Annotated in this window: 20 protein-coding genes; 5 read left to right on the forward strand and 15 right to left on the reverse strand. The window is 71.0% G+C overall.

Translation table 11 applies throughout. The annotated features are described in order from the left end of the window. Positions 1 to 141: 141 nt before the first annotated feature. A complete protein-coding gene (locus OG385_RS04255) occupies positions 142 to 1,332 on the forward strand; it encodes a cytochrome P450 (RefSeq protein ID WP_266851963.1) in 1,191 nt (396 codons plus the stop codon). Between the two features lie 100 nt (positions 1,333 to 1,432). After that, a complete protein-coding gene (locus OG385_RS04260; protein ID WP_266860622.1) occupies positions 1,433 to 2,197 on the forward strand; it encodes an enoyl-CoA hydratase/isomerase family protein in 765 nt (254 codons plus the stop codon). A gap of 51 nt (positions 2,198 to 2,248) precedes the next feature. Here OG385_RS04260 and OG385_RS04265 read toward each other — a convergent pair whose 3' ends face one another. Genes OG385_RS04265 through OG385_RS04275 form a run of 3 tightly spaced genes read right to left on the reverse strand, consistent with a single transcriptional unit; the run spans position 2,249 to position 4,626 of the window. Next, a complete protein-coding gene (locus tag OG385_RS04265; RefSeq protein WP_266851965.1) occupies positions 2,249 to 3,082 on the reverse strand; it encodes an alpha/beta fold hydrolase in 834 nt (277 codons plus the stop codon). A 1-nt stretch (position 3,083) separates the two neighbouring features. Further along, entirely contained in the window at positions 3,084 to 3,482 is a 399-nt protein-coding gene (locus tag OG385_RS04270; RefSeq protein WP_266851967.1) for a RidA family protein, read from the reverse strand. 34 nt (positions 3,483 to 3,516) lie between these two features. Further along, the gene (locus tag OG385_RS04275; protein ID WP_266851969.1) at positions 3,517 to 4,626 is read right to left on the reverse strand and encodes an acyl-CoA dehydrogenase family protein; all 1,110 of its coding nucleotides are present in this window, start codon (positions 4,624 to 4,626) and stop codon (positions 3,517 to 3,519) included. An 88-nt stretch (positions 4,627 to 4,714) separates the two neighbouring features. Here OG385_RS04275 and OG385_RS04280 point away from each other — a divergent pair, with 88 nt between their 5' ends. Further along, positions 4,715 to 6,313: an AMP-binding protein gene (locus OG385_RS04280; protein ID WP_266851971.1), complete on the forward strand. Its 1,599-nt coding sequence runs from the start codon at positions 4,715 to 4,717 to the stop codon at positions 6,311 to 6,313. Positions 6,314 to 6,386: 73 nt separating this feature from the next. Then, the gene (locus OG385_RS04285) at positions 6,387 to 7,229 is read left to right on the forward strand and encodes a GNAT family N-acetyltransferase (protein ID WP_266851973.1); all 843 of its coding nucleotides are present in this window, start codon (positions 6,387 to 6,389) and stop codon (positions 7,227 to 7,229) included. On the opposite strand, the gene OG385_RS04290 is transcribed toward OG385_RS04285, so the two are convergent. Then, positions 7,222 to 9,540, reverse strand: a complete 2,319-nt coding sequence (locus OG385_RS04290; RefSeq protein WP_266851975.1) for a bifunctional salicylyl-CoA 5-hydroxylase/oxidoreductase — start codon at positions 9,538 to 9,540, stop codon at positions 7,222 to 7,224. The genes OG385_RS04285 and OG385_RS04290 overlap by 8 nt on opposite strands. Beyond that, positions 9,525 to 10,352 (reverse strand): enoyl-CoA hydratase family protein, encoded by an 828-nt coding sequence (locus OG385_RS04295; RefSeq protein ID WP_266851977.1) that lies wholly within the window; start codon positions 10,350 to 10,352, stop codon positions 9,525 to 9,527. The genes OG385_RS04290 and OG385_RS04295 overlap by 16 nt, the downstream gene beginning before the upstream one ends. Before the next feature lie 268 nt (positions 10,353 to 10,620). Between OG385_RS04295 and OG385_RS04300 the strand changes: the two genes are divergently transcribed. Continuing rightward, a complete protein-coding gene (locus tag OG385_RS04300; RefSeq protein WP_266851978.1) occupies positions 10,621 to 11,052 on the forward strand; it encodes an ATP-binding protein in 432 nt (143 codons plus the stop codon). Here OG385_RS04300 and OG385_RS04305 read toward each other — a convergent pair. The 10 genes from OG385_RS04305 to OG385_RS04350 all read right to left on the reverse strand — a co-directional run bounded on the left by OG385_RS04305 (position 11,024) and on the right by OG385_RS04350 (position 23,313). Beyond that, positions 11,024 to 12,490 (reverse strand): amino acid permease, encoded by a 1,467-nt coding sequence (locus OG385_RS04305; RefSeq protein ID WP_266851979.1) that lies wholly within the window; start codon positions 12,488 to 12,490, stop codon positions 11,024 to 11,026. The genes OG385_RS04300 and OG385_RS04305 overlap by 29 nt on opposite strands. Before the next feature lie 146 nt (positions 12,491 to 12,636). Beyond that, positions 12,637 to 13,644, reverse strand: coding sequence for an ornithine carbamoyltransferase (gene argF / locus OG385_RS04310; protein ID WP_266851982.1), 1,008 nt, complete (start codon positions 13,642 to 13,644; stop codon positions 12,637 to 12,639). A gap of 120 nt (positions 13,645 to 13,764) precedes the next feature. Beyond that, complete coding sequence (locus tag OG385_RS04315) at positions 13,765 to 14,991, reverse strand: arginine deiminase (protein ID WP_266851984.1); 1,227 nt, start codon at positions 14,989 to 14,991, stop codon at positions 13,765 to 13,767. An 87-nt stretch (positions 14,992 to 15,078) separates the two neighbouring features. Continuing rightward, a complete protein-coding gene (locus OG385_RS04320; protein ID WP_266851985.1) occupies positions 15,079 to 17,727 on the reverse strand; it encodes a polynucleotide kinase-phosphatase in 2,649 nt (882 codons plus the stop codon). Next, positions 17,724 to 19,238, reverse strand: coding sequence for a 3' terminal RNA ribose 2'-O-methyltransferase Hen1 (locus OG385_RS04325; protein ID WP_266851987.1), 1,515 nt, complete (start codon positions 19,236 to 19,238; stop codon positions 17,724 to 17,726). The genes OG385_RS04320 and OG385_RS04325 overlap by 4 nt, the downstream gene beginning before the upstream one ends. A gap of 43 nt (positions 19,239 to 19,281) precedes the next feature. Further along, a complete protein-coding gene (gene mmuM, locus OG385_RS04330; protein ID WP_266851989.1) occupies positions 19,282 to 20,196 on the reverse strand; it encodes a homocysteine S-methyltransferase in 915 nt (304 codons plus the stop codon). Positions 20,197 to 20,204: 8 nt separating this feature from the next. Then, a complete protein-coding gene (locus tag OG385_RS04335) occupies positions 20,205 to 21,125 on the reverse strand; it encodes an LLM class F420-dependent oxidoreductase (protein WP_266851991.1) in 921 nt (306 codons plus the stop codon). Positions 21,126 to 21,230: 105 nt separating this feature from the next. Continuing rightward, entirely contained in the window at positions 21,231 to 21,719 is a 489-nt protein-coding gene (locus tag OG385_RS04340) for a DUF6099 family protein (RefSeq protein ID WP_266851993.1), read from the reverse strand. A 122-nt stretch (positions 21,720 to 21,841) separates the two neighbouring features. Continuing rightward, complete coding sequence (locus tag OG385_RS04345; RefSeq protein WP_266851994.1) at positions 21,842 to 22,192, reverse strand: nucleotide pyrophosphohydrolase; 351 nt, start codon at positions 22,190 to 22,192, stop codon at positions 21,842 to 21,844. After that, positions 22,189 to 23,313: an AAA family ATPase gene (locus tag OG385_RS04350; RefSeq protein ID WP_266851996.1), complete on the reverse strand. Its 1,125-nt coding sequence runs from the start codon at positions 23,311 to 23,313 to the stop codon at positions 22,189 to 22,191. Before OG385_RS04350 ends, OG385_RS04345 begins: the two co-directional genes overlap by 4 nt. Positions 23,314 to 23,332: the final 19 nt, after the last annotated feature.

Raw genomic sequence — 23,332 nt, forward strand, 5'->3', positions numbered from 1 at the left:
TACCGTCGCATGAATGTTCAGGCGGACGGGTAGACAGGGTTGGCAAATCTTACGTGATCTCTTCAACAAGGAGTCGCAGTGGAGCTCTCCCTGGCTACCCTGCCCGTCGAAAGGCGAGCGGTCGTTTCGCTTTTCTCGCGCATGCGAACACCGGCAGGCCAGGCGAATCCTTTCCCTTTCTACACGAAACTCAGGGAAATGGGAGACGTGTTCCCCGCCCCGTGGGGCGGGTACCTGGTCACCCCGTACGACCTGTGCGACCAGGTACTCAGGGACCGGTCCTGGGCTGTTCCGAGCAGCGAGTGGCGTACCCGGCAGGCGGACGCCGCTCGCTGGAGCGCCCCCGCCTCGCTCCAGATGGGCGACACACTGCCCATGCTCAATCCGCCGGATCACACCCGAATGCGGCGCTCCATGGGGCACATGTTCGACCGCAAATCCCTTCAGATAATAAGTCATTCGGTCGACAGGAACACCGATCGACTGCTCGACCGGCTGACGGAGAAATTGCAGGACGGTGAAGCCGATTTCTGCAAACTGGTGAGCGAGGAATTGCCGGTCGCGGTCATCGGCGAATGGCTCGGCCTGCCCCCCGACGATTACCCACTCATGCGTGAACTCACGCACGATCAGGTATTCACCCAGGAATTATTCCCGTCGCACAGTCAGCTCGCGCTCTCGGATTCCGCGACCGCCCGATTGCGTGAGTACTTCACCACCCTGATCCGGGAGCGCCGCCGGAATCCGGGGAACGATCCGGTGTCAGCCTGGATCCGGACCTGGGACGGGATGGAACCCGACCGTGCCGTCGCCGACGAAGCGGTCTACTCCCTCGCGCTCTTCGTGGTGGTCGCCGGTCTGGAGACCACCTCCCACCTGCTCTCCGCCTCGGTCCGGCTGCTGCTTGAGCACCCCCTCCAGATGGAGTGGCTGCGCACGCACCCCGAGAACCTGCCGGCCGTGATCGACGAGGTGCTGCGCTACGACCCGCCGATCCACATGATCAGCAGGATCGCCCCGGCGGACAGCGTGCTCGGCGATGCGCTGATCCGTAAGGACGAGATGGTGCAGTTGCTGGTCGGCGCCGCACACCACGATCCGGCGAAGCACGAGGACGCCGAATTGTTCAACATCCACCGCAGGTCTTCGCACTTGAGCTTCGGCGGCGGAATTCACTACTGCCTGGGGGCCCCGCTGGCGCGGCTGGAGGCGACCTCCCTGCTGACCGGTGTGCTCAGGCGGCTGCCGGGGCTGCGTCTCAGCGGCACCCCGGTCTGGGCGCCGCGCGTGGCATTCCGCCGGCTCACGGAACTCATGGTCGTCCAGGACTGAAGAGCCGACGGGCCGGCCGGCCCCGGCAAAATCCGGAATATCTCAGTCAGCTCGTGGAAAGCGCATATGCCACGGGCCAGATCACAAGGAATAGAAGCACATCGTGGAAGATCTCAAAACACTCCGTGTGACGCATGAAGGCGCCGTACTGAAAGTGGAGTTGAGTACTCCGGAGACGGGCAATGCGATCTCCGGCCGTGTCCTCGATGAACTCCTGGCCGTACTGGACAACTTGCACGACGATCCCGGAATCAGAGTGCTGGTGCTGTCCGGCGCGGGAGACGATTTCTGCCTGGGCGGTGAGCGCAGCGAATTCGCCGCGCTGCTCGCCACGGACCCCGGCGGCGCGGGGCTCCACGCGCTGGGCAACAAGGCGCGCCGGGTCTGCGACGCGCTCGCCACCGCCCACGCGGTGACCATAGCCCGGCTGCACGGCGGCGTGATCGGCGCCGGTCTCGGGCTCGCGGTCTTCTGCGATCTGCGGGTCGGCGCGGACACCAGCCGCTACCGGATGCCGGAGCTGGGGCTCGGTGTGCCGCCCGCCTGGGGCGGCGTACTGCCCCGGCTGCTCAACGAAGCGGGGACCGCCAGGGTCCGCGAACTGATCCTGACCTCGGACAACTTCAGCGCGGCGAAGGCGGCCGAGCTCTCCGTACTCCACAAGGTCGTTCCGGAGAGCGAGCTGGACGGCGCCGTAGCCCGGTGGATCAGACCACTGGTCAGACGATCGCCCGCCGCGCTGCGCAGCGCGAAGGTCATGCTCAACGCCTACGCAGGGGCCAGTCGGCTCGCGGACGCCTCACTCTTCGACACGGAACTGCTGCTGGCATCGGTGACCGCCGCGGAAGCGGCGCGGCTGCGCTGAGGCGACGGTCATACGGAGGGGCCGCCGGGCCGCACCCCGGCGCAGCCGCCTTCAGCCAGTGCCGGCGATGAACTCCCGCAGTGCGGCGATCAGTTGCTCCGGCTGGTCCTCCGCGATCAGCGTTCCGCTGTCCTCGATCTCCAGGAGCCGCCCCTGCGGCAGCAGTTCGGCGAGACGACGGCCGTGGGCCCGGGGCATCATGCGGTCCTCCAGCGCCCACACCACCAGCGCGGGTCTGTCGAACGTCCGCAATCCCTCCGCTGCCTCCAGCAGCTCCGACTTGCGTACGCCCAGACCGTAGCGGCGGAAGTCCTCGCGGATCGCCCTGTCGGTGCGGAGCGGGCGGAGCCAGCCGTCGACGATCTCGTCGGGCACGGGCCGCTTGGTGAGCGCTCCGAAGCCGACCGGCAGACGCCGCAGCGGCTTGATCGCGAGGGTATGGACCAGCAGCGGGATGCCGCCCGGCATCCGGCAGGCCAGTACGAGCAGCTTGCCCGGGATGCCCGGCGGGTAGTTGTCGAAAGCCTCGCAGGAGATCAGGACCAGCCGGGCGAGCCGCTCCGGGTGCCGGGCTGCGACGGACTGGGCGCGGCCGCAGTCGTTCTCGACGAGGGTGACGTCCCGCAGCTCCAGCCGGTCGAGGAACTCGGCGATGAGCTCCGCCACCGAGTCCGGTGTCAGCGGTACGTCGCGGCGCATGGGGGTGCGGTGTGCGCCGTACGGCAGGGTGGGCGCGAGCACCCGGTGGTCGGAGCGCAGGCCGTCGATCACCTTGCGCCAGACGGTGGCGTCGTGCACGAGCCCATGGAGGAGGACGACGACGGGGCCTGAGCCGCCGGTGTCCACGTAGTCGACGGTGCCTGCGGTGAGTGTGATCTCGGGCATGTCAGGACAGTACGGCGACTCCGTCGATTTCCACCATCGTCTGTTCGTCCCAGAGCCGCGTGGCGCCGATCACCGCCATCGCCGGGTAGTCGCGGCCGGCCAGCTTCCGCCAGATACGGCCCAGTTCGGCGGCGTGGGCGCGGTAGTCGGCCACATCGGTGGCGTACACCGTGACACGCGCGAGGTCGGCCGGATCGCCGCCCGCGGCGCGCAGTGCGGTGAGCAGGTTCGACAGCGCCACCTCGAACTGGGCCACCAGGGTGGTTCCGGTGACCTCCCCCGCACCGTTCAGCGCGGTCTGCCCCGCGAGGAAGACCAGCCGGGTACCGGTGGCGGCGACGGCGTGGGAGAACCCGGTGGGCGGGGAGAGCTCCGGCGGGTTGACTCGGTCGAGGCTCATGCGTACAGCTCCTTGGCGTCGGCGCGGTCGGGACTCATCGGTACAGCTCCTTGGCGATGATGGTCCGCTGGACCTCGGTGGCGCCCTCGTAGATGCGCGGGGCGCGGACCTCGCGGTAGAGGTGTTCGAGGAGGTGGCCGCGCTGGAGGGCCCGGGCGCCGTGCAGTTGGACCGCGGTGTCCACGACGTACTGGGCGGTCTCGGTGGCGAAGAGTTTGGCCATGGCGGAGCGCTTCGCGATACCGGGGTCGCCCGCGTCGCAGGCGGCCGCCGCCGCGTGGACCAGCAGGCGTGCGGCCTCGGTGCGGGTGGCCATCTCGGCGACCTGGTGGGCCACCGCCTGCAGGTCCTTCAGCGGGCCGCCGAACGCGGTACGCCGGGAGGTGTGGCCGATGGTCGCGTCCAGGGCCGCCTGTGCCATGCCGACGGCGAAGGCGCCCACGCTGGGGCGGAAGAGGTTCAGGGTGTTCATCGCGACCCGGAAGCCCCGGTCCGGCTCGCCCAGGACGTCCTGCGGCCCGACCGGCACCCCGTCGAAGTCCAGCGTCCCGATGGGGTGCGGCGAGAGCATGTCCAGCCGCGAACCCGTCAGCCCCGGGCGGTCGGCCGGCACCAGGAACGCGGTGATCCCCCGGGCTCCGGCACCCTCGGTCGTACGGGCGAAGACGGTGTAGAAGTCGGCGTCGGGGGCGTTGGAGATCCAGCACTTCGTGCCGGTCAGCCGCCACCCCCCGCCGTCCGGTGCGGCCTTGAGCTCCAGGGCCGCGGCGTCGGACCCCGCGCCGGGCTCGCTCAGCGCGAAGGCCGCGACGGCCCTGCCCGCGATCACCTCGGGCAGCAGCCGCTCGCGCTGGTACATGGTGCCGGCCTGGACGAGGGGGTAACTCCCGAGGCCCTGGAGCGCGAGCGCGGTCTCCGCCTCGGTGCAGGCGTACGCGAGCGACTCGCGCAGCAGGCAGAGGTCCAGCGCGCCCGCCCGGAACAGCCGCTCCAGCAGGCCATGTTCACCGAGGGCGGCGACCAGAGGGCGGTTGACACGGCCGGGCTCCCCGGCCGCGGCGAGCGGGCCGAGCCGTTCGGCGGCCAGGGTGCGCAGTTCGGCGCACCACTTGCGCTGGTCCGGGTCCAGTGCGAATGCGGTCATCCCCGATCCCCTCTATCGTGAACCGTTGACTGTCGTCACGCAAACGATACGCTCCATGTGCGATGCCGCCTAAGGGGGCGATCCTGTGATGGAGCTGAAAACCTCAGCGCACGTCGACACTTTTCCCCGCGACCAGCTGCCGCCCGCCGACCAGTGGCCCCGGCTGCTCCTCGATGACCTTCCCGGGCCGGCGTATCCGGACCGGCTCAACTGCGGGGCGGAGCTGCTGGACCGGACCGTCGAGCGCTTCGGCGCCGACCGCCCCGCCTTCCGCACCGGCGCCGGTGAGCTCTGGACGTACGGCGAACTCCGGGCCGAGGTCGGCCGTATCGCCCATGTCCTCACATCGGATCTCGGCGTCGTGCCGGGGAACCGGGTGCTGCTGCGCGGTCCCACCACACCCCATCTCGCCGCCTGCTGGCTCGCGGTGGTGAAGGCGGGCGCGGTGGCGGTGACCGTGCTGGCCACCCAGCGCCCGCACGAACTGGCCGAGGTGTGCTCCCTCGCCCGGGTCAGCCATGCGCTGTGCGACATCCGCGCCGTCGACGATCTGGTGAAGGCGGAGGTCCCCGCGCTGCGGATCACCACGTACGGCGGTGAGGGGCCACAGGACCTGCTGCGGCTGGCCGCGGCCAGACCCGATGTGTACGAGGCCGTCGCGACCTCCGCCGACGACGTGGCGCTGATCGCCTTCACCTCCGGGACCACCGGGCGGCCGAAAGGCTGTATGCACTTCCACCGCGATGTGCTGGCCGTCGCGGACACCTTCGCTCGGTACGTGCTGAAGCCCCGCCCCGACGACGTCTTCGCGGGCAGCCCGCCGCTCGGTTTCACCTTCGGCCTGGGCGGTCTGGTGGTCTTCCCGCTGCGCGCGGGCGCCTCGGTCCTCCTGCTCGAACGGTCCGGGCCGCGCCAGCTGCTGCCCGCGCTCGCCACTCACCGGGTGTCGGTGCTGTTCACGGCGCCGACCGCGTACCGCGCGATGCTGGACGAGCTGGACTCGTACGACGTCTCGGCGCTGCGCCGCTGTGTCTCGGCCGGGGAGAATCTGCCCGCGGCCACCTGGCACGCCTGGCACGAGCGGACCGGACTGCGCATCATCAACGGCATCGGGGCGACGGAGCTGCTGCACATCTTCATCTCCGCCGCGGACGACGCGGTGCGCCCCGGGACGACGGGGGTTCCGGTGCCCGGCTGGCAGGCCCGGGTGGTGGACCGCTCCGGCCGCCCGGTGCCCGACGGCGAGCCGGGCCTGCTCGCGGTGCGCGGTCCGGTGGGCTGCCGCTATCTGGCCGACGAGCGCCAGTCGGAGTACGTACGGGACGGCTGGAACCTCACAGGCGATACGTATCTGCGTGACCGGGACGGCTACTTCACCTATGTGGCACGCGCCGACGACATGATCATTTCCGCCGGGTACAACATCGCGGGCCCCGAGGTCGAGGACGCACTGCTGCGCCATCCCGACGTCCTGGAGGCGGCGGTGGTGGGCCGCCCGGACCCGGAGCGGGGGCAGGTGGTGGTGGCGCATGTGGTGCTGCGCGAGGGGGCGGCGCGGGAGGCGGAACCGCTGCGAGAGTTCGTGAAGTCCGAGCTGGCTCCGCACAAGTGCCCCCGGGAGGTGGTGTTCGCAGGGTCACTGCCGCGGACCGGGACGGGCAAACTCCAGCGGTTCCGGCTGGGGTGAGCGGGTTGACGGCGCAGCCCGTCGCCCGGAAACCCGCGTGCCTCCCGCGCCGCCGCCGCGCACCATGTGCTGCATGACATGGACCTTCACCCACGATCTCGACAGCTTTCTCGCCACGGCGGAGCCCGCCGCCGCCCTGCACCCGGCCGGGAACACGCTCGTGCTGACCATCACCGCTGTACTGAAGCGCCATGGGGCGCGCTTCTACGGGGACGGCGCCCCGCTCTTCGGCTGGTGGCGGTCCCCGGCCGGCGTGGTGGACGGTGTCATCGTGTGGACGCCGCCGCACCCTCTGCAGGTCGGAATGGTGCCCGACGAAGCCGTGCTGTCGCTCGCGAATGCCTTCGAGGAGTGGGGGGTGACCGCCGTCAACGCCGAACGGGCGGTGGCCGATGCGCTCACCGCCTCGTGGCCGGATCGGGCCATCGCACAGGAGCAACGCCTCCACCGACTGGCCGAGTTGACCCCGCCGTCGCCCTGCCCGGCCGGACAGGCACGTACCGCCACAACCGCCGACCATGAGCTGCTGGTGGAGTGGCACCGCGCGTTCGGTCGCGACACCGGACAGCCGGTGGCCCGGGCGGAGAGCTCCGTCGACGACCGGATCTCGTACGGCGGACTGGCGCTCTGGGAGCACCGGGGCGTCCCGGTGTCCATGGCCGGGATGACCCGCCCCACCGCGGGCACGGTGCGCGTCGCCCCCGTGTACACCCCGCCCGGCCTGCGCGGTCGCGGCTACGCGGCGGCGGTCACCGCGCACATCAGCCGGGCGGCGCTGGACGCGGGCGCGGCCGATGTACTGCTCTTCACCGACCTCGCCAACCCGACCAGCAACGGCGTGTACCGGCGCATCGGATACCGGCCCGTGGCCGACCGGGCCGTTGTCACCAGGACGGCCGTCCCTACCGTCACTTGAGCGTGAGCCTCGGCTTGGGGCCGTCCGCTCTGCCGGTCCTCGGTGCGCGGCTGCCCGCCCGGTACGGGAGGGGCCAGGGCGCGGCCTGGCCCTCGTAGCCCTGCTCCGCCGCCGCGTGCAGGGTCCAGTGCGGGTCGTACAGATGCGGGCGGGCCAGCGCGCAGAGGTCCGTACGGCCCGCCAGCAGCAGCGAGTTGACGTCGTCCCAGGAGGAGATCGCCCCCACCGCGATCACCGGGACGCCCAGTTCGTTGCGGATGCGGTCGGCGAACGGGGTCTGGTAGGAGCGGCCGTAGGCGGGTTTCTCGCCGGGGACGACCTGCCCCGTCGAGACGTCGATCGCGTCGGCCCCGTGGGCCGCGAAGGCGCGGGCTGTCGCGACTGCTTCGTCCGGTGTCGTACCGCCGGGTGCCCAGTCGGCGGCCGAGATACGGACCGTCATCGGCCGGTCATCGGGCCAGACGGCCCGCACCGCGTCGAAGACCTCCAGGGGGAAGCGCAGCCGGCCCCGGAGCGGGCCGCCGTAGCCGTCGGTGCGCAGATTGGTGAGCGGGGAGAGGAATCCGGAGAGCAGATAGCCGTGCGCGCAGTGCAGTTCGAGCAGGTCGAAGTCCGACCGTGCGGCGCGGCGGGCCGCATCGGTGAACTGTTCGCGCACCGCGGTGAGTCCGGCCGCGTCGAGTTCCGCCGGGAGCTGGCTGACGTCCGGCAGGTACGGGAGCGGGGACGCGGCCGACAGCGGCCAGTTGCCGTCCGGGAGCGGCTCGTCCATACCGTCCCACATGAGACGGGTGGACCCCTTGCGGCCGGAGTGCCCGAGCTGGACGCCTATCGCGGTGCCGGGCGACTGCTCGTGCACGAAGGAGGTGACGCGGCGCCAGGCCGACGCCTGTTCGCCGGTGTAGAGGCCGGTGCAGCCGGGTGTGATGCGGCCCTCGGGGCTCACGCACACCATCTCGGTCATCACCAGACCGGCGCCGCCGAGGGCGCGGGCGCCCAGGTGGACGAGGTGGAAGTCGCCGGGGACACCGTCGTGTGCCGAGTACATGTCCATGGGCGAGACGACGACGCGGTTGCGCAGTTCGAGACCGCGCAGCCGCAGCGGGGTGAACATCGGCGGTGTGCCGTCCCGGCAGCCGAAGTCGCGTTCCACCGTGTCCGTGAAGGCGCGGTCGCGGAGCCGCAGATTGTCGTGCGTGACCCGGCGGCTGCGGGTCAGCAGGTTGAAGGCGAACTCCCTCGGTGGCTGGCCCAGATACATGTCCAGCTGCTCGAACCACTCCAGGCTGGCTCGTGCCGCCCGCTGGGTGGAGGCGACGACCGGGCGGCGCTCGCTCTCGTACGCGGCAAGGGCCGACGGCAGGTCGGGCTGCTCCTCGATGTTCGCCGCCAGCGCGAGCGCGTCCTCGACGGCGAGCTTGGTGCCGGAGCCGATGGAGAAGTGCGCGGTGTGGGCGGCGTCGCCGATCAGCACCGTGTTCCCGTGCGACCAGCGGTCGTTGACCACGGTACGGAACGCGGTCCACGTGGAGTTGTTGCCGGTGAGCGGCCGGCCGCCGAGCGCGTCGGCGAAGATCCGGGCGCACCGCGCGGTGGACTCCCGCTCGTCGCACCGGTCGAGCCCCGCGGCCTGCCAGACCTCCTCGCGCATCTCGACGATGACGGTGGAGTCCTTGGGCCCGTACGGGTAGCCGTGCAGCTGCATCACACCGTGCTCGGTCTCGGCGATCTCGAAGCGGAAGGCGTCGAAGGCGAAGGGCGCGGAGAGCCAGATGTAGCGGCAGCGGTGGGTGGTGACGCGGGGCGCGAAGACCTCGGCGTAGGCCCGGCGGGCGGCACTGTGCACCCCGTCGGCGGCGACCACCAGGTCGTGGGTGGCGGCCAGTTCGGCGGGGGGCGGCGCTTCGGTGCGGAAGCGGATCCGTACCCCCAGCTCGTGGCAGCGCTCGTGCAGGATCTCCAGGAGGCGGCGCCTGCCGAGCGCCGCGAAGCCGTGGCCGCCCGAGGTCAGGGTGGTGCCGCGGTGGACGATGTCGATGTCGTCCCACCGTACGAACTCGTCCTGGAGCGCGCGGTGGACGGCCGGGTCCGCCTGCTCGATGCCGCCCAGGGTCTCGTCGGAGAGGACGACGCCGAAGCCGAAGGTGTCGTCGGGGGCGTTGCGCTCCCAGACGGTGACGGACCTGGCGGGGTCGAGCCGCTTGAGGAGGGTGGCCGCGTAGAGACCGCCGGGTCCGCCGCCGACGACCGCGACCCGAAGGGCGGCGGCGCGCTCCCCCTCACCGGCCGCCACGGCTACCTGCCCTGCCACTTGGGGGGCCGCTTCTCGGTGAAGGCGGCGTGGAACTCGGCGTAGTCCTCGCCGTTCATGAGCAGCGCCTGTGTGGTGGCGTCCAGTTCGACGGCAGCGGCGAGCGGCATGTCGAGTTCGGCCGTGAGCAGCGCCTTGGTCTGCGCGTACGCGAGCGCCGGGCCCTCGGCGAGGCGGCGGGCCAGCGCGGCGGCCCGCTCGCCCGCCCGGCCCTCGTCGGCCAGTTCGCTGATCAGGCCGATCCGCTCGGCCTCCGGCGCCAGGACCGGTTCCCCCAGCATCAGCAGCCGGGTCGCGTGGCCGAGGCCGACGACGCGCGGCAGCAGATAGGCGGCGCCCATGTCGCCGCCGGACAGCCCCACCCGGGTGAAGAGGAACGCGAAGCGGGCGGTCGGGTCGGCGACCCGGAAGTCCGCGGCCAGCGCGAGGACGGCGCCCGCGCCCGCGGCGACCCCGTGCACGGCGGCGATCACGGGGAAGGGGCACTCGCGCAGCGCCCGGACGACCTGTCCGGTCATCCGGTTGAAGTCGAGCAGCTGGGCGGTGTCCAGGGCCAGGGTGGCGCCGATGATCTCCTCGACGTCGCCGCCCGAGCAGAATCCGCGGCCCTCGCCGGCGAGAACGAGCGCCCGTACCGACCGCTCTCGGGACAGCTCCGCGAGCAGGTCGCGCAGATCGGCGTAGGCGCCGAAGGTCAGGGCGTTCAGCTTCCCGGGGCGCGCGAAGGTGACGGTCGCGACCCCGTCCTGCCTGGTCACACGGAGATGGTCCCAGTGCTCCACAGAGTCTGCTGAGCCGGAAAAGGGGCTCATGGTGTGCGGCCTCCTTCGGTCGGGGGACTCGTCCGAAGGCCGGTCGGAGACCCGGTGAAAGAGCGGCGTTCGCCTTTAAATTATCACTCGTACGTGACTACCGTCACGAGTACGCGATAACAAAGATGGTGAGGCTTCCCGCCGGAAGTCCGGTCAGAATGTGGCACAGGTCCCATTTCCTCCCGGCCGCTGCCTCTACTCGCAACGCCTCCGGCTCCGTATCGTTGAAATCAGGACAACCCCCTCCACACCGAACGGAACACCAGCCGTGCCGGACACCTCGCGCCCCGCCTCGTGGCGCATCGCACTGCCGCACACCGCGGCCGCGGTGCCGATAGCGCGTGCGCTGATCCGTACCGTGCTCGCCGATCTGGAGGGCGAGGACGCCGCGGACTCCGACACGGCCGAGCTCCTCACGTCCGAGCTGGTCGCCAACGCCGTGGAGCACACGCTTGGCAGCGACCCCATAGAGCTGGTCGTGGAGGTCCTGCACACCGGCTGCCAGGTCGAGGTGCACGACCGGGACCCGGTGGCACCCGGCGAGCTGACCCGGACGCCGCCGACAGGCCCGCCCGACCCCATGCAGGAGCACGGCCGCGGCCTGCTGCTCATCCGGACCCTCAGCTCGTCCTACGGCCACCGCCCGACCGAGCACGGCAAGGCCGTCTGGTTCACCCTGCCGGCGGGTCCTGGCGACTGAGCTGCTGCGCTCCGAGCCGGGAGCGGCGGCGCCCGTAGGCGGCGTAGACGGCCGCACCGGCCAGCAGGAAGCCCGCGAACTGGAGCCAGGTCCGCCAGCCGGTCCCGTACATCAGATACACGCAGAACCCGACCCCCAGGACGGGGCTGACGGGGAACAGCGGCACCCGGAAGGTCCGCGGGAGCGCCGGGTGGCTGCGGCGCAGCGCGATCACCGCGACGTTCACGGCCACCATCGTGGCCAGCGCCCCGATGGTCGTCAGGTTCACCACGACGTCGAGCGAGGAGAACGCGGCGGGAACGGCGACCACGGTCGCCACGATCCAGGTGTTGGAGACCGGCGTCGAGGTCTTCGGGGAGACCCTCTCGAAGACCGCGGGGACCAGTCCGTCGCGGGACATCGACATCAGGATGCGGGTCTGCCCGTACATCACGGCCAGCACCACCGATGCGATGGCGACGACCGCGCCGAACGCGATGACACCGCCGCCGACCGATGAGCCGGTGACCTGGTTGACGATCAGCGAGAGCGCGGCGGGCCGGTCGGCGACGGCGGGCGCCCCGAACGCGCCGATGGCCGCCACGGCGACCGCACAGTAGAGCACGGTGACGATGCCGATACAGATCATGATCGCGAGCGGGATGTTGCGCCGCGGGTTCCTGACCTCCTCGCCGGCCGTGGTGATGGCGTCGAAGCCGATGTACGAGAAGAACGCGATCGAGGCGCCGGAGGTGATGCCTCCGATGCCGTCGGGTGCGAATGGCACCAGATGGCCGTGGCGGAACGCGGTGAAGGCGATGGCGCAGAAGGCCAGCAGGATGCCGATCTTCAGTACGGCCATCGCGGCCGTGGCGCGGGCGCTCTCCCGGACACCGCGCACCAGCAGGACGGCGGCGAGTCCGATCACCACGACGGCGGGCAGATTGATCACTCCGCCGTCGGCCGGGCCGCTGGAGAGCACGGCCGGCAGCTGCCATCCGGTGACGCTGTTCAGCAGCTCGTTGAGGTACTGGCTCCAGCCGACGGCGACCGCGCTCACCGAGATGCCGTACTCAAGGAACAGACACCAGCCGACCAGGAAGGCGGTGCGCTCGCCGAGCGTGGCGTACGCGAAGGAGTACGAGCTGCCCGACACCGGGATCGCGCCGCCCAGCTCGGCGAAGGAGAACGCCGTGAAGACGCAGGTGACCGCGGCGAGTACGAACGAGACGATGACGGCGGGACCCGACTTGGCCACCGTGTCGGAGAGGCCGACGAAGATCCCGGTCCCGACGATGGCCCCGACACCGAAGCACACCAGTTGGAAGAGCCCCATCGTGCGGCGGAGGCCGTGCCCCTCCAGATCCGCGCCGGATTCGGCGATCAGAAGCTCGGGCGACTTGACGCGCAGCCCCGGCCGACGGGGCGGCCGGGGTCCTGCGAGGTGGGGCGAACGCATGGGGGCGGGTCTCTTTCCGGACGTGCGCGGAGCGGCGCGCACAGCAGCACACACAGCGAAATGGGGTTCGAGCGTGCGAGCTCGAACCCCACCAATGGACGACATAGTAGCCGCCTTATCGCATATTCACCCAATTGGGCGTATGACTATCCCTTGCCTGCCAGGGTGGCCACCAGGACGGCCTTGATCGTGTGCATCCGGTTCTCCGCCTCGTCGAAGACGACCGAGTGCTCCGACTCGAAGACCTCGTCGGTGACCTCCAGCTCGCTCAGCCCGAACTGCGCGTGGATGTCGCGCCCGACCCGGGTGCCCAGGTCGTGGAAGGCCGGCAGACAGTGCAGGAACTTCACCCCCGGGTTACCGGTGGCACGCAGCACGTCCATCGTCACGGCGTACGGCGCGAGCGCGGTGATGCGCTCGGCCCAGACCTCCTTGGGCTCCCCCATCGACACCCAGACGTCGGTGACGACGAAGTCGCAGCCCCGCACGGCCTCGGTGATGTCCTCGGTGAGGGTGACGGTCCCGCCGCTCGCCGCGGCCAGCTTCCGCGCCTGCGCGACGACGTCGTCGGCGGGCCAGTAGGCGCGGGGCGCGGCGATCCGGACGTCGAGTCCGAGCAGCGCGCCGGTGATCAAGTAGGAGTTGCCCATGTTGAAGCGGGCGTCGCCGAGATAGGCGAAGACGATCTGCTCCAGCGGCTTGTCGGTGTGCTCGGTCATGGTGAGCACGTCCGCCAGCATCTGGGTGGGGTGCCAGTCGTCGGTGAGCCCGTTGTAGACGGGGACCCCGGCGTGCTCGGCGAGCTCCTCGACCTGCGGCTGGCTGTCGCCGCGGTACTCGATGGCGTCGAACATCCGGCCCAGCACCCGGGCGGTGTCCTTGAAGGACTCCTTGTGCCCGATCTGCGAGCCGGAGGGGTCGAGGTACGTCGTCGACGCCCCCTGGTCGGCCGCGGCCACCTCGAAGGCACAGCGCGTCCTGGTCGAGGTCTTCTCGAAGATCAGGGCGATGTTCCGGCCGCGCAGCCGCTGCACTTCGGTGCCCGACTTCTTGGCCGCTTTGAGTTCGGCGGCCAGCTCGACCAGAGCGCGGAACTCCTCCGCGGTGAAGTCGAGCTCCTTGAGGAAGTGGCGGCCTGCGAGGTCTATCGCCATGGTGGCTGCTCCTTGGGGCGCGAGTGGATGGAGGGATGGAGAGAGGGACGGCACAGGGATTCAGTGGAATTCTATGCGGTTGAGCGCATCACTATACGGCATCCCGCATACGGCATCCGCTCAGACCGCATCCCGCTGGACCGGACAGCTCATGCACCGCGGCCCTCCTCTGCCCCGCCCCAGTTCGCTGCCGGGAATCTCGATGACTTCGATGCCCTCCTTGCGCAGATGCGTGTTGGTGGTGAAGTTCCGCTCGTACGCCACGACCACACCCGGCTCGACGGCGAGGACGTTGCAGCCGTCGTCCCACTGCTCGCGCTCCGCCGAGTGCACGTCCTGGGTCGCGGTCAGCACCCGGATACCGCTCAGCCCCAGCGCACCCGCGATGGCGTGGTGCATCCGCTCCGGCGGGTGGTCGGTGACCTTCAACTCCCGGTCGCCGTAGCCCGGTTCGATGGTGTACGAGCGGAGCATCCCGAGCCCCGCGTACTGGGTGAAGGTGTCTCCGTCGACCATCGTCATCACGGTGTCCAAGTGCATGAACGCCCGCCGCTTGGGCATGTCGAGTGCCACGATGGTGCGCGCGGACCCGGCCGCGAAGAGCCCGCGGGCCAGCATCTCCACCGCCTGCGGGGTGGTCCGCTCGCTCATCCCGATCAGGACGGCGCCGTTGCCGATGACCAGGACGTCGCCGCCCTCGATCGTGGACGGGTAGTCGACCTGCCCCTGTGACCAGTGGTGGAAGGCGCCCGAGCCGGTGAAGAGCGGGTGGTAGCGGTAGATCGCCTCGAAGTGGACGGTTTCGCGCTGCCGGGCCGGCCAGCGCATCGCGTTGATGGAGACACCGTCGTAGATCCAGGCCGATGTGTCGCGGGTGAACAGGTGGTTCGGCAGCGGATCGAGCAGGAAGTCGTCCAGATCCATCACATGGAAGCGGACCGAGACCGGCTCCCGGTACCGCTCCAGGAACTCCCGCTTGGTCATTCCGCCGACCAGCACCTCCGCCAGGTCACCGACGGACAGGTCGTCGAAGACCGTCCGCAGATGGTGGGTGGCGAGCGGGCCGTACTCCTTCTCGTCGAAGACCCGGTCCAGGATGAGCGTGCGGGCCTCGGGCACCTCCAGCGACTCCCGCAGCAGGTCGTCGAAGAGATGCACCTCCACACCCCGCTCGCGCAGGACGTTGGCGAAGCCGTCGTGCTCCTGGCGGGCGCGGCGCACCCACAGCACGTCGTCGAAGAGCAGTGCGTCCTTGTTGCTGGGGGTGAGCCGCTTCAGTTCCAGACCCGGCCGGTGAAGGATGACGCGGCGCAGCGGCCCCGTCTCGGAGTCGACATGGAATCCCATCCCCCCATCCTGTCCCCGGTCCGCCCCGCTCACCCCTGAAGGGACGGGCGGGGCGTGTCCGGTCGCGCCTTCGGAGGGGAGCGCCGCTCAGAGTCTCGGGTCGACCGGCTCCGACTCCAGGGCCAGCACGGCGAATACCGCCTCGTGGATCCGCCAGAGCGGTTCGCCGTCGGCGAGCCGGTCCAGCGCCTCCAGGCCGAGGGCGTACTCGCGCAGGGCGAGGGAGCGCTTGTGGCCGAGGGAGCGCTGCCGGAGCCTGGCCAGGTTGTCCGGGCGGGTGTACTCGGGGCCGTAGATGATCCGCAGGTACTCGCGTCCGCGCACCTTGATGCCCGGCTGGACGAGCCGCCCCTTGCCGTCGCGTACGAGTGCCTGGAGCGGCTTGACGACCATGCCCTCACCGCCGCGTCCGGTCATCTCCAGCCACCAGTCGGTGCCGGAGCGGACGGACTCCTTGTCGCCCGTGTCGACGACCAGCCGGCGGGTGGTCCGCAGGAGGCCGCTCTGGTCGTGCTCGACCAGCCGGTCGAGCCAGGCCAGCTGCTCGTCGTGCGGTACGGCGGCGAGGGAGCGGCCCTCGGCCGCGAGCAGCTGGAACGGGGCGAGCCGTACGCCGTCCAGGCCGTCCGTCGTCCAGCAGTACCTCCGGTACGCCTCGGTGAAGGCGACCGCGTCATCGGCCCTCGCGCGCTGCCCGGCGAGCAGCCCGCCGACCTCCACGCCCCGGGCGGCGGCCGCTTCCAGCGCCCCGACGACGCCGGGGAACACGGCGCGCGACGCGGCGCCCACCGCCGCGTACTGCTTGCGCAGCAGCCCCGTCGCCTTGAGCGACCAGGGCATCAGCTCCGCGTCGAGCAGCAGCCAGCCGGTGGCCAGTTCGTCCCAGAGACCGGCGTCGGTGACGGCCGTGCGCAGCCGTCCGAGGATCTCCTCGGTGACGGCGGGGTCGTCGAAGAAGGGGCGGCCGGTCCTGGTGTGCAGCGAACCGGTCGGCCCGGACACCCCGAAGCGCTCACGCGCGGCTTCGGCGTCCCGGCAGACGAGGGCGACCGCGCGGGAGCCCATGTGCTTCTCCTCGCACACGACCTTCGCGACACCGTCCGACCTGTACTGCGCGAAGGCCTCGGCGGGGTGTTCCAGATAGCCGTCCAGATGCGAGGTGCCCGTGGGAGACATGGTCGGCGGAAGGTACGCGAGCAGCTGCGGGTCGACCGCGAACCGGCTCATGACCTCCAGCGCCGCCGCCGCGTTCTCCTCGCGGACCGCGACCCGGCCGGTGTGCCGGGTCTCCACGACGCGCCGGCCGCTGACGTCGGCGAGGTCGAGCGGGCGGCCCTCGTGGCCGCCCGGCGCCTCGGTGGTGAGCGGGCGGGCCGGTTCGTACCAGACCTGTTCGGCGGGGACGTCGACCAGTTCGCGCTCGGGCCAGCGCAGCGCCGTCATCCGCCCGCCGAAGACCGCGCCGGTGTCCAGGCAGAGGGTGTTGTTGATCCAGCTGGTGCTCGGTACGGGTGTGTGTCCGTAGACGACGGCGGCGCGGCCGCGGTAGTCCTCGGCCCAGGGGTAGCGCACCGGCAGCCCGAACTCGTCGGTCTCGCCGGTCGTGTCCCCGTACAGCGCGTGGGAGCGGACCCGTGCGGAAGTGCGGCCGTGGTACTTCTCGGGCAGCCCGGCATGGCAGACGACGAGCCGGCCGCCGTCCAGGACGTAGTGGCTGACGAGCCCGTCGATGAACTCCCGCACCCGCTCACGGAAGTCCGGGTCCCGCGCGTCCTCCTTCTCCAGCTGCTCGATGGTCTCGGCGAGCCCGTGGCTGTGCTGGACCTTCCGTCCCCTGAGGTAACGGCCGAGCTTGTTCTCGTGGTTCCCGGGCACACAGAGCGCACTGCCCGCGGCGACCATCGACATGACGCGGCGCAGCACACCCGGGCTGTCCGGGCCGCGGTCCACCAGGTCGCCGACGAAGACGGCGGTACGGCCTTCGGGGTGCGCACCGTCGGTGTAGCCGAGGCGGGTGAGCAGGGTGTCCAGCTCGGAGCTGCAGCCGTGGACGTCACCGATGATGTCGAAGGGGCCGGTGAGGTGGGTGAGGTCGTTGTACCGCTTCTCCAGGACGACTTCGGCCGTCTCGGCCTCGGCCACGCTGCGCAGGATGTGCACCTTGCGGAAGCCCTCGCGCTCCAGGCCGCGCAGTGAGCGCCGCAGTTCGCGGCGGTGCCGCTGGATGACATGGCGGGGCATACCGGCCCGGTCGGGGCGTACGGCGTTGCGCTCGGCGCACACCTCCTCGGGCAGGTCGAGGACGATCGCGATGGGCAGCACGTCGTGCTCGCGCGCCAGCCGCACCAGCTGCTTGCGGCTCTCGGCCTGCACGTTCGTCGCGTCCACTACGGTCAGCCGCCCGGCAGCCAGCCGCTTCCCCGCGATGTAGTGGAGGACGTCGAAGGCGTCGCCGCTGGCGCTCTGATCGTTCTCGTCGTCGGCCACCAGGGCGCGGCAGAAGTCCGACGAGATGACCTCGGTGGACTTGAAGTGCCGTTGCGCGAAGGTGGACTTGCCCGAACCGGTGGCTCCGACGAGGACCACGAGGGAGAGATCGGTCACCGGGAGGACGCGCGGTCCGGCGGACGCGCGGGGGCCGGTGCCGGTGGTGCCGGTGGTGCTGGTGCCGGTGGTGGTGGTGCCGGTGCCGGTGGTGGGCGTTTCGGTGCTGCTGGTGTCTTCGGTGCCGCTCATGCCGCTTTCGCCTCCTTCGGGGCCGTGGTGGACTCCTGGGTCACGGTGGAGTCCGGGCCCGTGGCGGACTTCGGGATCATGGTGAACACGGCGAGCTGGGTCGGCGGCCCCACCTCGGGGTCATCGGGCCCCACAGCCCTGAACTCGACGCCGTATCCGTGCCGTTCGGCCACCTTCCCGGCCCAGCCGCGGAACTCCTCGCGGGTCCACTCGAAACGGTGGTCACCGTGGCGCACCTGCCCGGCCGGCAGGGACTCCCAGCGGACGTTGTACTCGACGTTCGGCGTGGTCACCAGGACGGTCTGCGGCCGCGCGGCGCCGAAGACCGCGTACTCCAGCGCGGGCAGCCGCTCGGGGTCGACATGCTCGATGACCTCGCTCAGCACCGCGGCGTCGTACCGCTTGAGCCGCTTGTCCGTGTACGCGAGAGAGCCCTGGATGAGCTTCACCCGGGCCGCACGGCGCTCGCCGAGCTGGTCCAGACGGAGTCTGCGGGCCGCGATGTTCAGCGCGCGCATCGACACATCCATGCCGACGACCTCGGTGAAGCGGGCGTCCTTCAGCAGCTCCTGCACCAACTGGCCCTGGCCGCAGCCCAGGTCGAGCACCCGGCTCGCGCCGGCCGTGCGCAGCGCGTCCAGGATCGCCGCGCGGCGCCGCACCGCCAGCGGTACCGGCTTCTCCTCGGTGTCCGTGGTCTCGTCGACGGCGTTGTCGATCGACTCGACCTCGGTGTCGTCGGCCTCCGCGAGCCGCACCAGCTCCAGTGCCTCCATCGCCTGCCGGGTCAGTCCCCAGCGCCGCGACAGATAGCGGCTGGTGATCAGTTTCTGCTCGGGGTGCTCGGCCAGCCAGCCATCGCCCGCGCGCAGCAGTTTGTCGACCTCGTCGGGTGCCACCCAGTAGTGCTTGGCGTCATCGAGGACGGGCAGCAGCACATAGAGCTGCCGCAGCGCGTCGGCGAGCCGCAGCCGGCCTTCCAGCACGAGCCGCACATACCGCGATTCGCCCCACTCCGGGAACTTCTCGTCCAGGGCGACCGGCTCGGCCTTCACCCGCTCCCAGCCGAGCGGGGCGAAGAGCCTGTGCACCAGGCCGGGGCCGCCGCTCGCGGGCAGTGCGGGCACCTCGATCCGCAGCGGCATCGGGGTCTCGGCCCGCTCCGGGAGTGCGGTGCACACGCCGCGCAGAGCGCTCTTGAAGACGGTGGTCATGGCGACGGACAGCAGCGAGGACGCGGCGTACGGCCGGTCGTTGACGTACTGGGCGAGCGCCGCGTCGGGTGCGCCGCCGCGCCCCTTGCCCCTGCCGCGCCGCACCAGCGCCACCGGGTCCACCTCCAGCAGCAGCGCGGCCGTGCAGCGCTCGGCGGTGGCCTCCGGATAGAGGACGTGCGCCGTGCCGTGCGAGGTGGAGAACGCCTGCGCCTTGTCGGGATGCTTGTGCAGCAGGAAGCCGAGGTCGGTGGCGGGGCGCTCTGGGGTGCCGGTGGTGCTGATCGTCAGGAACACGGGTCCGAGTATCACCCGGTTGGCCGGGCCCGACCAGAGGTTTTCATGGTATTCGGGGCGACATCCGGAGCTGTGCGAGGTCCGCGATCTCCTCAGGGCCGACCCGGCAGCAGCCGCCGACCAGCCTGGCTCCGGCCTCCTCCCAGCCGTGCACCTGTGCGGCCACGAAGGTGGAGCGGCCACGCCAGCCGCGGCGCTCCGCGTCCCACTGCTCGCCGCTGTTCGGATAGACGACCACGGGCTTGCCGGTGACCGACGACGCGAGTGCCGCGGCGCGGCCCACGTCCTCGGAAGCGCAGCAGTTCACGCCGACGGCGACGACCTGGTCCCGGTCCGCCGCAAGCGCGAAGGCCTCGGCCAGCGGCTGCCCGGCCCGGGTCCGCTCCCCCGTGATGCTGTACGAGAGCCAGACCGGCGTCCCGCAACCGTCGGCCGCCCGCAGCAGCGCCTCGGCCTCGTCGGTGTCCGGCACTGTCTCCAGCGCGAGCGCATCGGGGCCGGCCGCGGCCAGCGCCTCGATCCGCGGCCGGTGGAAGAGCTCAAGCTCCCGGACGGTGAGCCCGTACCGCCCGCGGTACTCGCTGCCGTCGGCGAGCATCGCGCCGTACGGACCGACGGAGGCGGCGACCCAGACCTCGCGGTCCACCGTCCCGGCGGCCTCCCGGGCCAGCCGCACACTGCGGGCCAGCAGCCCGGCGGCCTCGGCCCGGCCCGCTCCGCGCCGGGCGAAGCCCTCGAACGTGGCCTGATAGCTCGCGGTGATGAGTACCTGGGCGCCCGCCCGTACATACGCCGTGTGCGCCGCCACGATCTGCCCGGGATCGTCGGCGAGCAGCCGCGCCGACCAGAGCGCGTCGGAGAGATCACAGCCCTGCGCCTCCAACTGGTTGGAGAGGCCGCCGTCGAGGACGACGGTGGACTCGGCGAGCGCGGCGGCGAGTGTACGAACGGGGCGCACCCTTGCTCCTACGTCAGCTGGGAGAGGACCTGCGAGGAGATCAGCTCCAGGTGGTCCAGATCGTCGAGGTCGAGCACCTGGAGGTAGATGCGCGACGAGCCGATGGCCCCGTAGCGGCCGATCTTGTCGACGACCTCGGCGGGCGAGCCGCCGAGCCCGTTCGCCTTCACGTCCGCCGTGTCGCGCCCGATGGCCTCCGCGCGGCGCGCCACTTCGGCGTCGTCCTTGCCGACGCAGACAACCAGCGCGTTGGAGTACACCAGGTCGTCCGCCCGGCCGGCCGCCTCGGCCGCTGCCCTGACCCGCCCGAACTGCCGCTCGCTGTCCTCGATCGAGGCGAACGGGATATTGAACTCATCGGCGTACCGCGCGGCCAGCCGGGGTGTACGGGTCGCCCCGTGCCCGCCGATCAGCACGGGCACCTTCGTCTGGGCGGGCTTGGGCAGCGCGGGCGAATCGCTGAGCTGGTAGTAGGTGCCGTCATAGCTGAAGGTCTCACCGGTCCTGGTCTCCCAGAGCCCCGTGATGATGGCCAGCTGCTCCTCCAGGCGGCCGAACTTCTCCCTGGGGAACGGAATCCCGTACGCCCGGTGCTCCTCCTCGAACCAGCCCGCGCCCAGGCCCAGTTCGACGCGGCCCCCGGACATCTGGTCGACCTGCGCCACCTGGATCGCGAGGACACCGGGCAGCCGGAACGTGCCCGCCGTCATCAGCGTCCCGAGGCGGATCCGCCGGGTCTCGCGGGCGAGCCCCGCCAGGGTGATCCACGCGTCGGTGGGGCCGGGGAGGCCGTCCCCCGATCCCATCCGCAGATAGTGGTCCGAGCGGTAGAAGGCATCGAAGCCGAGGTCCTCGGTTGCCTTGGCGACGGTCAGCAGAGTGTCATAGCTGGCCCCTTGCTGGGGCTCGGTGAAGATTCGAAGATCCATGCATCCATCCTGCACCTTCGGCCGTCTCCCGACGCCTCCCGCAGTGCCCGTCCGGCTGGTGTCCGGCGATCCCCTCGCGCCTCCGACGGGAGACCACCGCCCCCCTCACTCCGAACCGCTCCGGCTCCGGCTCTGCCCCGGGGACTTCTCCGCGTCCCGCTCCTCCAGCTTCCGCAGCATTCCGCGCACCCGGTCACCCGACTCGTCCGCCGCGTCCATGGCCTCGATGCACTGCCAGTAGACCGACTCCTCGTCGGTCCCGCAGGCGACACCGACCAGGGCGATACCCACCTCGCCGAGCAGCACCCCGAGCGCCGTCAACACCTCCCGCACGTCCGACACTTCGGTCAGCTGCGCAGCCCGTATCAGCCCGCCGCGCACGGTAGGCACTTCGAGCGCCCCGCAGCCCCGGCCGCCCGATTCGCTGAGCGCCCGCGCTTCGGCCCGCAGCTCCTGCGGACCGCGCAGGGCCAGATGCCCGCCCACGGCACCGGAGAGCGCCTGCGCCTGCCAGGCCTCCACCATGGTGTCCCGTTCCGGAAGGCTCCGTGCCAGAGCGTCCCGGCTGATTGCGATGAGCCGCACTCCGTCCATCCCTGTCCCCGTTCGTATGACTTACCATCTCCCCTTTCATTACCCAGAGTGAAGGCTGATGGACCATAAAGCCAGAGGAATTCGGAAATCTGTGGACGCAAGAGGCATTGTTGATAACTCACTCACTCCGGAGAGTGACGATCCACGGTGCGCTTCGCCGGAAACCGTGTCTCATTTCGGTCAATTTTGTCCGAAAGTGCCGTAAGAACATCGATCCCCAGCACCTCGCAGAACTGCAGCAGATACGCGAGAACATCGGCGACCTCGTCCGCCACCCGGTGCGCCGACCCGGGATCGTCCATCACCCGCGCCGACTCGTCGGGCGTCAGCCACTGAAAGATCTCGACCAGTTCGGACGCCTCCACGCTCAGCGCCGCGGCCAGGTTCTTCGGCGTGTGGTACGGCTGCCAGTCCCGCGCCGCGGCGAACTCGGCCAGCCGGCGCTGCAATTGCGCTACATCCAGTTCCGTCACGCGCCCAGGTCTACCACCGAGACACCCGCCAGCTCACCGGCCCACCGCGCGTCCGACACCGTGCCCACCACCCTGATGTGGCCCTGGGCGCAGATCGCCGCGGCGAGAGCGGCGATCTCCCGGGCCTGCCGCGGATCGAGGGAACGGTCGAACCCGTCGGCCAGCACCGTCAGCGACTGCATCGCGGGCGGCACCTCGCCCGCGGGATCCACCGCGAGCACCCCTGGCCCGGTCAGCAACACCACAGCGAGCGCCAGGTAGCGCAGCTCGCCCTCGCCCAGCCGCTCCACCGGTGTGCCCGCTCCACCGCCCCGGCCGAGCACCGCGCGTACCCGCCCGTCCGTCAACTCCTCGGCCGCGAGCCCCGCCACCGGCCCCGCGCACCCCGCACGCGCCGCGGCGACCAGCTGCCGGTGCCGGTTCGCGCACTCGGACTGGGTTCGGTAGAGCACCGAAGCCAGGTTGTCGCAACCCCGCCGCAGCAGCCCCGCACCGACGGCCACCGGACGGCGCATCCGGTGCGGCTGGGGGTCGCAGGCGAAGGCCGAGCGCAGCGCCACCACCACCTGCTCGGCAGCGGCCAGCACCTTCAGCTGCCCGTCGGTCTTGCCCGCCACCCGCAGCGGAAGCAGCGCGGTCCCCATCCGGTCGTCGGGCAGCGGCGCCCGGGTCACCGGGACCGCGCCCGCCGTGTGCCAGGCGGCCTGCACGGCCCTGCGCGCCGGATCACGCAGCGCCGTGGAGAGCAGCAACTGACCGTCCGCGGTGAGCCGTTCGCCCACCACACGCAGTTCGGGCTCGGCCTGCACCGCCAGATCGAGGTGTACGGGGCCGGCCGGGCCGTCGACGGTGCAGCCGATCCGGAACCCCCGCCGCCCCTGCGCGTCCGCGCCGGCCCGCTCCGGGACACAGCCGGCCGGATCATCGAAGACCTCACCCAGCTCGTCCCCCGCGCCGAGCCGCGCCAGCGCCTCGTACACCTGGAGCGCGCTCGTCTTACCGCTCCCGCTCGCCCCGGTGAACAGGGTCAGCGGGGCGAGCGGGAAGACGGCGCCGCGGTGCGACTTGAAAGCCGAAAGCCGCAGTTCGGTGACGGTGGGGCGTGCGTAGGTTGTGTCCATGGTCCGGACCGTACGCACG

The organism is Streptomyces sp. NBC_01306 (assembly GCF_026340465.1).
Lineage (GTDB): Bacteria > Actinomycetota > Actinomycetes > Streptomycetales > Streptomycetaceae > Streptomyces.

Bases quoted from the DNA above. Each gene is read 5' to 3' on its own strand.
- OG385_RS04265 (WP_266851965.1), bottom strand. From the start codon at position 3,082: ATGCCCGAGATCACACTCACCGCAGGCACCGTCGACTACGTGGACACC.
- OG385_RS04305 (WP_266851979.1), bottom strand. From the start codon at position 12,490: ATGCGTTCGCCCCACCTCGCAGGACCCCGGCCGCCCCGTCGGCCGGGG.
- OG385_RS04270 (WP_266851967.1), bottom strand. From the start codon at position 3,482: ATGAGCCTCGACCGAGTCAACCCGCCGGAGCTCTCCCCGCCCACCGGG.
- OG385_RS04275 (WP_266851969.1), bottom strand. From the start codon at position 4,626: ATGACCGCATTCGCACTGGACCCGGACCAGCGCAAGTGGTGCGCCGAA.
- OG385_RS04295 (WP_266851977.1), bottom strand. From the start codon at position 10,352: ATGAGCCCCTTTTCCGGCTCAGCAGACTCTGTGGAGCACTGGGACCAT.
- OG385_RS04255 (WP_266851963.1), top strand. From the start codon at position 142: ATGCGAACACCGGCAGGCCAGGCGAATCCTTTCCCTTTCTACACGAAA.
- OG385_RS04315 (WP_266851984.1), bottom strand. From the start codon at position 14,991: ATGGGATTCCATGTCGACTCCGAGACGGGGCCGCTGCGCCGCGTCATC.
- OG385_RS04350 (WP_266851996.1), bottom strand. From the start codon at position 23,313: ATGGACACAACCTACGCACGCCCCACCGTCACCGAACTGCGGCTTTCG.
- OG385_RS04320 (WP_266851985.1), bottom strand. From the start codon at position 17,727: ATGAGCGGCACCGAAGACACCAGCAGCACCGAAACGCCCACCACCGGC.
- OG385_RS04285 (WP_266851973.1), top strand. From the start codon at position 6,387: ATGACATGGACCTTCACCCACGATCTCGACAGCTTTCTCGCCACGGCG.
- OG385_RS04340 (WP_266851993.1), bottom strand. From the start codon at position 21,719: ATGGACGGAGTGCGGCTCATCGCAATCAGCCGGGACGCTCTGGCACGG.
- OG385_RS04335 (WP_266851991.1), bottom strand. From the start codon at position 21,125: ATGGATCTTCGAATCTTCACCGAGCCCCAGCAAGGGGCCAGCTATGAC.
- argF (WP_266851982.1), bottom strand. From the start codon at position 13,644: ATGGCGATAGACCTCGCAGGCCGCCACTTCCTCAAGGAGCTCGACTTC.
- OG385_RS04280 (WP_266851971.1), top strand. From the start codon at position 4,715: ATGGAGCTGAAAACCTCAGCGCACGTCGACACTTTTCCCCGCGACCAG.